Origin of the sequence: Candidatus Phytoplasma sp. AldY-WA1, from assembly GCF_020312115.2 — a bacterium.
GTDB lineage: Bacteria > Bacillota_I > Bacilli_A > Acholeplasmatales > Acholeplasmataceae > Phytoplasma > Phytoplasma vitis.
The window spans coordinates 1-11,182 of the sequence record NZ_JAHRHX020000024.1 but is presented as its reverse complement, the minus strand read 5'-3'; the positions used below and the strand labels follow the sequence as shown (position 1 = coordinate 11,182).

General features: G+C 24.1%; 15 protein-coding genes. All 15 read left to right on the top strand.

The features are described from left to right. A partial coding sequence (locus KTO59_RS02735; protein ID WP_284928501.1) for a hypothetical protein occupies positions 1-461 on the top strand: 461 nt, incomplete at its 5' end. A 133-nt stretch (positions 462-594) separates the two neighbouring features. Beyond that, on the top strand, positions 595-909 hold the full coding sequence (locus KTO59_RS02730; RefSeq protein ID WP_284928500.1) for a hypothetical protein: 315 nt from the start codon (positions 595-597) through the stop codon (positions 907-909). A gap of 95 nt (positions 910-1,004) precedes the next feature. Then, complete coding sequence (locus tag KTO59_RS02725; protein WP_284928498.1) at positions 1,005-1,397, top strand: hypothetical protein; 393 nt, start codon at positions 1,005-1,007, stop codon at positions 1,395-1,397. 86 nt (positions 1,398-1,483) lie between these two features. Further along, positions 1,484-1,987 carry a Panacea domain-containing protein gene (locus tag KTO59_RS02720; protein ID WP_284928497.1) on the top strand — a complete coding sequence of 168 codons (504 nt, stop codon included), beginning with the start codon at positions 1,484-1,486 and terminating at the stop codon, positions 1,985-1,987. 42 nt (positions 1,988-2,029) lie between these two features. Further along, on the top strand, positions 2,030-2,521 hold the full coding sequence (locus KTO59_RS02715) for a Panacea domain-containing protein (RefSeq protein ID WP_284928496.1): 492 nt from the start codon (positions 2,030-2,032) through the stop codon (positions 2,519-2,521). 45 nt (positions 2,522-2,566) lie between these two features. Continuing rightward, positions 2,567-2,908 carry a hypothetical protein gene (locus KTO59_RS02710; RefSeq protein ID WP_284928495.1) on the top strand — a complete coding sequence of 114 codons (342 nt, stop codon included), beginning with the start codon at positions 2,567-2,569 and terminating at the stop codon, positions 2,906-2,908. Positions 2,909-2,983: 75 nt separating this feature from the next. Next, positions 2,984-3,574, top strand: a complete 591-nt coding sequence (locus KTO59_RS02705) for a Panacea domain-containing protein (protein ID WP_284928494.1) — start codon at positions 2,984-2,986, stop codon at positions 3,572-3,574. A 398-nt stretch (positions 3,575-3,972) separates the two neighbouring features. Further along, the gene (locus KTO59_RS02700; protein WP_320412677.1) at positions 3,973-4,239 is read left to right on the top strand and encodes a Panacea domain-containing protein; all 267 of its coding nucleotides are present in this window, start codon (positions 3,973-3,975) and stop codon (positions 4,237-4,239) included. Between the two features lie 271 nt (positions 4,240-4,510). After that, positions 4,511-5,035, top strand: coding sequence for a DUF2963 domain-containing protein (locus KTO59_RS02695; protein ID WP_284928493.1), 525 nt, complete (start codon positions 4,511-4,513; stop codon positions 5,033-5,035). Positions 5,036-5,241: 206 nt separating this feature from the next. Beyond that, the gene (locus KTO59_RS02690) at positions 5,242-6,033 is read left to right on the top strand and encodes a DUF2963 domain-containing protein (protein WP_284928492.1); all 792 of its coding nucleotides are present in this window, start codon (positions 5,242-5,244) and stop codon (positions 6,031-6,033) included. A gap of 506 nt (positions 6,034-6,539) precedes the next feature. After that, the gene (locus tag KTO59_RS04570) at positions 6,540-6,668 is read left to right on the top strand and encodes a DUF2963 domain-containing protein (protein WP_445083517.1); all 129 of its coding nucleotides are present in this window, start codon (positions 6,540-6,542) and stop codon (positions 6,666-6,668) included. Between the two features lie 59 nt (positions 6,669-6,727). Continuing rightward, on the top strand, positions 6,728-6,922 hold the full coding sequence (locus tag KTO59_RS02685; RefSeq protein ID WP_284928491.1) for a DUF2963 domain-containing protein: 195 nt from the start codon (positions 6,728-6,730) through the stop codon (positions 6,920-6,922). Then, positions 6,903-7,094 carry a DUF2963 domain-containing protein gene (locus KTO59_RS04565; RefSeq protein ID WP_445083516.1) on the top strand — a complete coding sequence of 64 codons (192 nt, stop codon included), beginning with the start codon at positions 6,903-6,905 and terminating at the stop codon, positions 7,092-7,094. Before KTO59_RS02685 ends, KTO59_RS04565 begins: the two co-directional genes overlap by 20 nt. 239 nt (positions 7,095-7,333) lie before the next feature. Further along, positions 7,334-8,419: a DUF2963 domain-containing protein gene (locus KTO59_RS02680; RefSeq protein WP_284928489.1), complete on the top strand. Its 1,086-nt coding sequence runs from the start codon at positions 7,334-7,336 to the stop codon at positions 8,417-8,419. An 897-nt stretch (positions 8,420-9,316) separates the two neighbouring features. Continuing rightward, entirely contained in the window at positions 9,317-11,125 is a 1,809-nt protein-coding gene (locus tag KTO59_RS02675) for a reverse transcriptase domain-containing protein (protein WP_284928488.1), read from the top strand. Positions 11,126-11,182: the final 57 nt, after the last annotated feature.

The window sequence follows — 11,182 nt, the reverse complement described above, 5'->3', positions numbered from 1 at the left end:
CATTTCAATTTAAATTGCTTTCAAAATCTAGTTTTACTAAAAATAGTTTTTCTAAAGAAATTTATAATTCAAAGATTTGTAATACTTTGATTTTAATTTATTCTAAAAAAAAGAAAGAAATTAATTCTTTTTTTTTAACTTATAATAATTTATTAATTAAAAATGTTAATCAATATAAAAATAAAAAATATTATATTTCACCAGGAATTACTTATTGTTATGACAAAAATAAAATAACATATATCAATATGTCTAAAAAAACTCAAATAATTAAACGATATTTTCTTTCAAACCAATTGAAAAAATTAGAAACAACAATTAAGAAATATCAAAAATTATTAAATAAAAAACATAAAATTAAAATTAATAATATATTATTGTTTAACAAAAAATCACACAGCTTAAACCACTTTTTTAAATACCAAAAAAACAAAACTACATTCAAACAGCTGATTTTTTAAAAAATCAGCTGTTTCAATTTCCAACCAAACACAGCAGCAACAAACAAAAGACTACGCAAAGGCAACAGTAAAACAAAGACAAACGCAAAGGCAACAAAAAAACAATATATAAACAAAAAGAAAGGAACAAAAAATGACTATAGTATTAAATTGGGTATTAACTATCTTGACAATAATTGGAACGATAATTTCATTTAAATTTTTTACTAATAATTTAAAATTTGAAATTAATCTTTTAAATGATAAAATAGATAAACGTTTTAATTATTCAAATAACAAAATAGATAGACATTTTCATTGTTTAAATAATAAAATAGATAAATGTGAAAATAAATTAAATGATATCAATAAAAATTTAGAATTATTAAAAAAAGAAATGTCATCCCATCAAGAAAGATTAGACAAAATTATAAAATCAAAACAAGAAACAAAAGACAAACTTTTATAATCTTTAAATTTAATTTATTTTAAAAATATGTTATATTAATAATATAATTAAAAAAACATACATAATACAAAAAAACTGAAAGGAAAACAAAAAAAATGAATATAGATTTAAATTGGTTATTAAATGTTTCTACAGCAATAGGAATAATATTTTCGTCGTTTTATTTCGCTAATAGCTTAAAAAAAGACTTAAAATCTGATTTTAATGATTTAAAAACTGATTTTAATCGTTTAAACGATAAAATAGATAAACATGTCGATCGTTTAAATAATAAAATAGATATACATGATAATAAATTAAACAATATTGATAAAAATTGTGAATTATTAAAAAAAGATATATCGTATTATCAAGAAAGATTAAACAAAATTGAAAAAACAGATCAAGAACTAAAAGACACAATAATAGGAACATTTAAAAAAATGGACAAATTAATAGATAATAATAACAAAAAACATAATTTGTCATCAAATATAAATAAAAAATAATTTTTAATAAAATAAACAAACCCAAGACTCTCATTTTTGAGAGTCTTTTTTTATACCTAAATTTTCATTAAAAGGAGAAAAATACAATGAAAAAAAACAATCATCTAAAAGGAACAAAACCAATCACGACAAAAAATCAAATCAACATTTTTGATGTTGCTAATTATATTATTGATAAATGCGATGATATTAGTAACCTTAAATTACAAAAATTAATGTTTTATATTTATGCTCATTATTTAGTAAAAAATAATCAAACTTTATTTACTAATTCGGCTGAAAAACAAATCGAGGCTTGGCCCTATGGACCTGTTTTTCCATATTTATTTTTTGAATTTCGAACATATGGTTTGAATGATTTAAAAGAAACACCATCAGGAAATAAAAATAAAATAACATCGGCAAATTGCCAAACAATAATTGATTATATTTTAGAAAAATATGGTAATTTTGGAGCTTGGGAATTAGCAGAAAAAACACATTCTGAAGATTCTTGGTCCGACGTATATGATAGTGATGTTGAAGATTATAGTCGTCAACTCATTACAGATAATGCTATTTATCAATATTATAATTATTATAATTTATAATTTATTTTAATTAATATTAAAAACAAAGGAGTTAATTTAAATATGAAAAATAATTTAGATATAAAAAAAGACATTAAAAAAAATCAAATCAACGTCTTTGATTTTGCTAATTATTTAATTGAAAAAGCACATCAAGAAAATCAAGAAATAAATAATACCAGATTACAAAAGTTATTATATTATGCACAAGCTTATTATTTAGTGAATAATAATAAACAACCTTTATTTGAAGAACCTATTGAAGCTTGGGATTATGGCCCTGTTATACCAGATTTATACTTTGAATTTAGAAAATTTATTTTTAATAAAATAGTTAAATCATCAAAAGCAACTAATAATCAACTTTCAATAAAACAAAAAGAAGCATTAGATTTTGTATTTTATAAATATAAAAACAAAAGTACTAATGAACTAAGCAAACAAATACACAAAGAAGACCCATGGCAAGATAGATTTGAAAATTTTGATTTTACGTTAAATAGAATTACTAACGATGATTTATATAATTATTTTTATAAAAAAATGAAAAAATAATATAAAAAGATAAATTTTTTACAACAAAAAGAAAGAAATAAAAAAATGACTATAGCATTAAATTGGTTATTAACTAACGTAACAATAATAATAACAATAATAATTTCATCAAAATATTTCACTCATGATTTAAAATCTAATTTTAATGATTTAAAATCTAATTTAAAAACAAATTTTAATCATTTAAACGATAAAATAGATAAATATGATAATAAATTAAACAATATTAACAAAAATTTTGAATTATTAAAAAAAGAAATGTCATCCCATCAAGAAAGGCTGGACAAAATTATAAAATCAAAACAAGAAACAAAAAAAATAATAATAGAAACATTTAAAAAAATAGATAAATTAATAGACAACAATAACAACAAAAACAATATATAACACAAACAAACCCAAGACTCTCATTTTCGAGAGTCTTTTTTTACATCCAAATTTCAAAATAAAGGAAAATAAATAATGAAAAATAATTTCAAACAAATTATAAAACACATTAAAGAAATAGAAAAACAATTAAAAATCGTCAAAAAATATGTTAAATTATACAATATAAAAAATAAGAAGGAAATAAATGTGAATCAAAATATAAAAAATAATAACGAAAAAGTTAATGTTTTTGATGTTGTTAACTTTTTACTTAAACATTTTGATACTGATAAATATAAAATTACTAATATGAAAATTAATAAATTATTATATTATATTCAAGGCCATTATATTGCTAAATATAACGAACCACTTTTTTTAGAACCTATTGAAGCTTGGATGTTTGGACCTGTTATTGCTCATATTTATGGTGAATTTTTCAATTTTGTAGATAAAACAATTCCCAATAATTATATTTGTGAAGGAAAAACTGGCAACGAAATAAATCAAGAAATTCAAGAATTTATTAAAAAAATCCTTAATAATTATATTAATTTAAGCTCTTATGATTTAAGTATAAAAATTCATAACGAAAAACCTTGGAAAAACGCTTATAATCCACGCAAAAAATGGAAAAATAATATTATTACTCATCAATCTTTAAAAGATTTTTTTACAAAATAAGCACTTTATAATCTTTAAATTTGCGTTATTTTTAAAATATGTTATATTAATAATATAAAATTTTAATAACAACAAAAACAATATATAAAATAAATAAACCCAAGACTCTCATTTTTGAGAGTCTTTTTTTTTATACCTAAATTTTCATTAAAAGGAGAAAAATATAATGAAAAAAATAATCATTAATATGAAAGAACCAAATTTAGAAAACATTCTATTTACTATAGTAGAGTATATTATTAAAAAATCCGACAATAACTAATTTAAAATTACAAAAACTTTTATATTATATATTCACGCTCATTATTTAGTAAAAAAATAAAAAGATTCAGCAAAGAACTTTTTCTAATTCTATTCATGCTTGGTTATGGTCCAGTTTTCCCTAATTTATATTTTAAATTAATGCACGATATGGTGATAACCCTGTTAAATTAATCAAAGAAAACGAATTTACATCTATTGATTTAACAAAAGAACAAATAGAATCAATTGAATATATTTTAAATAAATATGGTAATATGAAACCTGTTGAACTTACAAATAAAACACACCGAGAAGAACCTTGGATCAATAATTTTAAAGATGATTTTTTTGATCCAAGCGATAATATTATTTCAGAAAAAGATATTTTTGAATATTATACTAAAAACCCTTCAAAATTATAATTTTTTTTATTTTTAAAACCAAACAAAAGCACAAAAAATAACTAAAAGAACTAATTAAATTAGTTCTTTTTTTTATTTAAAAACAAAACCCTATACAAAAAACCAGGCGATTTGAATCGCCTATCACAACACAAAACAAAAAAAAGACAAACACAAAGGAAATTAAAAAAATAATTAAATTTAAAAAAAATAAAAAACTACAAAACACTAATTTTTATAATTTAATTTATAATTTTTATATAAATATTAAAAGAAAGAAAAGAAAAAAAATATGAACTCAAAAGAAAGAAACATTTTACTATTTATTATTATTTGTATAATTTTTATTGGAGTCGGTATTTATCTATTAAAATCAAAAAATAATCCTTCAACTATTGAAAAAAATACAGAACAAAAAACTAAATTAACTTCAACAAAAAAATCAAAAGAAATTAAAACACTACAAACAAACATAAAAACATATATAGACAAAGACGAAAGCAAAATTACTGAAGAATATAACTCAAACGAAATATTAGTTAAAAAGACAAGCTATTGGTCTAATAACATAATAATTTGGAAAATTGAAGAATACAACCCTACCAACGGTCAAAGAATTAAAACAACATTCTATCAACTCGACGGGCAAACTATTGATGCAATTGGTGAATTCAACGAAAATGAAAAATTAATTAAATTAACATTTTATCACCCTAATGGCCAAACTATCAAACAAATTAACGAATACAATGAACACGGCCAAAGAAACAAAACCACACACTACAACCCCGATGGAACAATAAAAAGCCAATATTAAAAAGACTCACTTAAAGTGAGTCTTTTTTTATTTTAACCAACAAACAAAAACAAAAAAAAAAAAAAAACAACAAAACAAAAAACTAATACAAAGGCAATTAAAAAAAACTAAATTATAAAAAAAACTAGAAACTATAAAACACTAATTTTTATAATTTAATTTATAATTTTTTATATAAATATTAAAAGAAAAAAAAGGAAAAAAATATGAATTCAAAAGAAAAAAATATTTTATTATTTATTATTATATCAATAATTTTTATTGGAATTAGTTTTTATATATTAAAATCAAACAAAACAAAAATTGATTCTTTAACTATTGAAGAAACCACACAACAAAAAATAAATCAACTCGAATTAGAATATCAAAAAATTAAACCATCGTGTAAAACAATGCATCCGTACCCCGATAACAAAACTGTTTGGTATATTCAAGAACATAATTTAAATTATCAATTAATAAAAAAAACATATTATTATCCCTATAATGAAATTATTCGAACAATTGAAGAATACAACCCCAACGGCCAAAAAACTAAAATAACAAACTATCAAAAAGATGGTAAAACTATTAATTCGATTAGTGTTAATGAATACAACCCCAACGGTCAAAAAATTAAAACAATATACTATCTAAACGACGACCAAACTATTGATTTTGTTAATGAATTTGACGAAAACGAAAAATTAGTTAAAAGTACAAACTACCAAGATAACGGCAAAATTATTGATTTTATCAACGAATACAACAAAAATGAAAAAAGGAACAAAACAACATTCTATCAACCTAACGGTCAAACTATTTTTTACATCAACGAATACAACGAAAACGAAAAATTAGTTAAAACAACATATTACCAACCCAACGGCCAAACTATTCGGAACATTGAAGAATACAACGAAAATGAAATATTAGTTAAAAACATATCTTATAAACTTAATGGAACCATTGGAAGAATCACATATTATAACCCTGATGGAACTATTAAAAAAAACTAAAAAATAAAATCTTATTAAAACAATAAAAAAACTAACATTAAAAAGACTCATTTACACGAGTCTTTTTTTTATTTTAAACAACAAAAACAAAAAAACGTACAGGCAATAAAAAAAACAAACCCCATTCAAACAGCTGATTTTTTCAAAAATCAGCTGTTTCATTATCAATCCCAACCACCCACACACAAAACAAAAAAAAAAAAAACGCAAAGGAAATTAAAAATAATTAAATTTAAAAAAATAAAAACTACAAAACACTAATTTTTATAATTTAATTTATAATTTTTATATAAATATAAAAAAGGAAAAAACAATCATGAATAATAATTCAAAAAAAAAAAATAAAACAAAGAAAATTATTATTATTTGTATTCTTATGTTTTTTTATTTAATTAGTTTATTTATTTTATTTAAAAACTAAGCAAAAACAAAATAAAATAACAAACAACAAATAGAACCAAAAGTTGTAAATTCAAATTTAATTTAAATAAAAACCAAATCAAAAAATATTTTGCCACCCTAATAGTCAAACTATTAATTACATTGAAGAATATAATGAAACAAATCCACCAATTAAAAAAACAAAATATAAGCTCGATGGTCTAACTATTGCTTTTTATCGAAGACTACAATAAAAAATAAAAACCTAATTAAACGAACAACCTACAACGACGACAAACTATTTTATGTATTGTTGAATTCAACCAAAACGGCCAAAGAATTAAAGACACATATTTATCAACCTGACGGTCAAACTATTAATTTAATCAACGAATACAATCCTACCAACGATCAAAGAATTAAAGACACTTACAACCTAACGGTCGAACTATTGAACAAATTCAAGAATATGATGAAAATGAAAGAACATTTTAAAAATAATACTTAGTAACCTTTTTAATGGAACTATCAATTATATTAAAGAATTCAACCCTATTAACAAACAAAAAATTAAAACAACATTCTACCACCTCAACGGTCAAAATATTGATTACATCGAAGAATACAATGATAACGGCGAAATAATCAACAACATACTAGCAACCTCGACGGCACAATAAAAAATAACTTAAAAAAGACTAATTTAACGAGTCTTTTTATTTTAATCGTACAAAAACCAGGCGATTTGAATCGCCTATCACAACACAAAAACAAAAAAAAAAAAAAAACGCAAAGACAATTAAAAAAAATAAACTAAATTATAAAAAAACAAAAAAATTAGAAACTACAAAACATTAATTTTTATAATTTAATTTATAATTTTAATATAAATATCAAAAGAAAGAAAAGAAAAAAAATCATGAACTCAAAACAAATAATTCTAATATCAATTATTTTTATAATTTTAATTGGTTCTAGTCGGTATTATTATAACAAATTCAAACCAACAACACCAAATTCACAAAATACGCCACAAAAACCAGCTGTAACTAACAATCAACAATTAGAAAAAAAACAAACTGAAATACAAAAACAATATGAAAATAAAAAACAAGAAATAGAATCATTACAAAATGAATCATCAGAACAAAATGAAAATAAAAAACAACAAATAGAACCGTCGCAAAATGAACCACAACCAGCTAGCACAACGCCACCAGTTGAACCGTTACAACAACAAGAACCGTCACAAAATAACCTACAAAAATCAGCTGTAACTATCAACCGACGACAAGAATTACCGCAAGATGACTCACAAAACCCAACACCAGTTAAACAACGAATCCCAGTAACATCTGAAACACTAACAACCAAACTACAAAAAAAAGTTAAAGACAGATATCAACAAGTAATTGATAACAAAATAATAACTTATTGGCCAGATTTTGTTCTACACAAACCAAGTGAACGAATTAATGAAATTCAAGAATACAACGAAAACGAAAAATTAGTTAAAAGTACATCGTACAAAGAAAATGGCAAAACTATTTGGTACATTGAAGAATACAATGAAAACAACCAAGCAATTAAAAGAATATGGTACAAATCTGATGGCCAAACTATTGAATATATTAGTTTTAATGAATATAATGGAAACAACCAAGAAATTAAAAGGACATTCTATCAACCTGACGGTCAAACAATCAAACAAATCGACGAATACAATGAAAATGGAAAAATAATTAAACAAACACAATACAGACCTGATAACCAACATATTTGGTACATCAACGAATACAACGAAAATGGTCAACATACCAAAATAACATGGTATAACCCTGATGAAACTATTGACTATATCACAGAATATAACTATAATGAAAAACTAATTAAAACAACACACTACCACCCCGATGACTATATTTGTAAAATTGAAGAATACAATGGTAACACCCGAAAAACAAAAACTACCCATTACAATCGCGACGGCACAATAAAAGAATAACATCAAAAAGACTCACTTCAGTGAGTCTTTTTTTATTTTAACCACAAAAAAACAACAAAAGAAAAAAAAGAGAGAGGGAACACGCAAAGGCATATAAATAAAAAAAAAAAAAAACGCCCAGCCCTTAAAAAAACAAAACCAAACTAACAATTATTAACAATTAAAAAGATTCATTCTATATGAATCTTTTTTTATACCAAAATTCACTTAAAGGAGAAAAAAATATGTCATTCATTGTCGGGCGCCAAAGAGGCCTTATTAACAGCGAATTAACGAATCGCAATGTGTGATAATCACATACTTCATATTCTTGGTTTATCAAACGAAAGAATGATAGATTATAGCAAAGAATAAAAGCGAATTGAGGTGAAATTCATAGCCAAGAGTATTTCGCAAGAAGAAAGAATTCCAAGGAGAAGTTCTGAAATGAACCTAAACGCAGGAAAGAAGGGCAATAATGCAACCAAGACAAAAGGAATTGAAATGACTTGTAGGATGGAAATAAATAATTAATGACGATGATTGTTTATATTATCAGAGGATAAAATCCTTATCTGGTTTTAATACTAACATCCTAACTCACCTAGCTAAACGGTATTTACCTATCTTAAGAATTAAAAACTCATAAGTTAATGCCAAGGTCAGCGTCCCTAAAGAATTCACGTAGTTAATAAGAGTAACTTGGATCTTCCTAAAAATCAAGGTTAAAACCTAAACATAAGAAGATAAAAAGTCTTATGGATTCAAGGAAAAAGCAGAATCATAGTAGTCGTTGGAGTAAAACTGAATTTGGAATAATTCAGATAATCGCCCAACCAGGAAGTCATGGAAAGCATGATATAGGGCGAAAGAGGAAATAATATTCCGAGTTTAAAGACGTAGAAGGGAGATGACTGTATGTTATCAAATGAAAGTAAAATTTCAAAACTAACTACGCATTTAAACAGAATTGAGACGAAATCAAAAGATAACAAGAACGTATCGAAGCGAACTTATCAATGGTTAACCAACAATATCATAAGCTACTATGTAGCTTTTGAAAAGGTAGCAACAAATAAAGGAGCTGGTACAACTGGAATTGACTTCCAAACCATCGACGGAGTAGATTTAAAGAAACTTCAAAAATGGAATAAGGAAATTAGAAAGGGAACATATGAACCTTCACCAGTAAAAAGAATAGAAATCCCAAAACCAAATGGCAAATTAAGACCTTTAGGCATTCCTACCATCAAGGATAGGACGGTCCAAGAGGTAATAAGAAAACAGTTGGAAGCATATTATGAACCAAAATTCTCTGAATTCAGCTATGAATTTAGACCTGGAAAATCAACCCATGATTGCTTAAAACGCTTTCAACAAAGATTTAAAGGAATTAATTGGTTTATCAAAATCGATTTAAAAGAATTTTTTGACACAGTAAATCATAAAACGCTATATGAAATCATTGACAAAGATATTTCAAAATATAAAGTCAAAAAACTAGTTGCTAAAATGGTAAAAAGTGGAGTCATGAAACAAGGACAATACATAAAAACCATGGAGGGAACACCTCAAGGAGGAATTATTTCACCTATTTTATCAAACATCGTACTAAACGAACTAGATAAATATATAGGAAACCTCCAAAAGGAACTATCCAAATTCATGAAGGTAAAAGATAATCCTGTATATAGAAAAATATGTAGGAATATTAAGAAAGCCAAAAAAGAAAAAGATAAAGAAAGAGTTAACAGACTAAAAAAAGAATTAAAAATAACTCAACATGGTGAACGCAAACCAATTCGAATCGAATATTTAAGATATGCAGATGATTTCATTATCGGGATAAGTTGTCAAAGTAAGATATTACCACATCAAATTAAGAAAATGGTAGTTGAATTTATTGAAAGAAAATTGAAATTGAAAGTTTCAAACGATAAATCAAAAATCCAAAAGACAAAAAAAGGAATTGAATTCTTAGGTTATGACTTATCGGTAAAACCAACTAAAGATAATCTTAAAAGGAAATTAACCAAATCCAGTCTAAATGGAAAACCACAACTTAAAATAGGGAAAAAATTAATTGAGAAAAAAACAAAAGAATTAGGATGGATAGATAAAAATAATAAAATTATCCACGATAAATCCTTAATATGTTTTGAGAAACTAGAAATAATAAGAACTTATAAAGCCATCATGAACGGATACATAAATTATTATAGTTATATTTCAAACATCTCTCAATTAGGCAAATGGTATTATTACGCGACATATTCTTTATTAAAAACTCTTGCTGGAAAGGATAAAAGCTCACTTGCAAAAGCGCGGAAGAGATATCAAATAGGAAAAAGTTTTGGAATTAAATATGAAACCAAAACCAAAGCCAAATGGGATACTTGGCCTCTGTTTAATTGGAACTACGTGAAAAAGTTAAGGAAATATCAAAATAAGGATATAAACTTAACAATAAACACAAATACCTACAAAGGTAGAACCAAACTAACGGATAGATTGCAAGCTGTTAAATGTGAAAACTGTCTAGTAGAAGGAGTTTCATTAGAGATTCATCATACGAAAACAGTGAGAAACAAGAATATGCAAAGTATAAGAAACAAAGAAACAAAAATATTATGTAAAACTTGTCATCAAAAAATAACAAACCAACAAATAAAATCATTTGGATGGTTTAAAAAACACAAACAAAACATTTTATCCAAAAATAAATAAATAATAAAATCGTCGAAAACTAGGAATATTATAAACGCCGTATGCTTGGAAACTTGC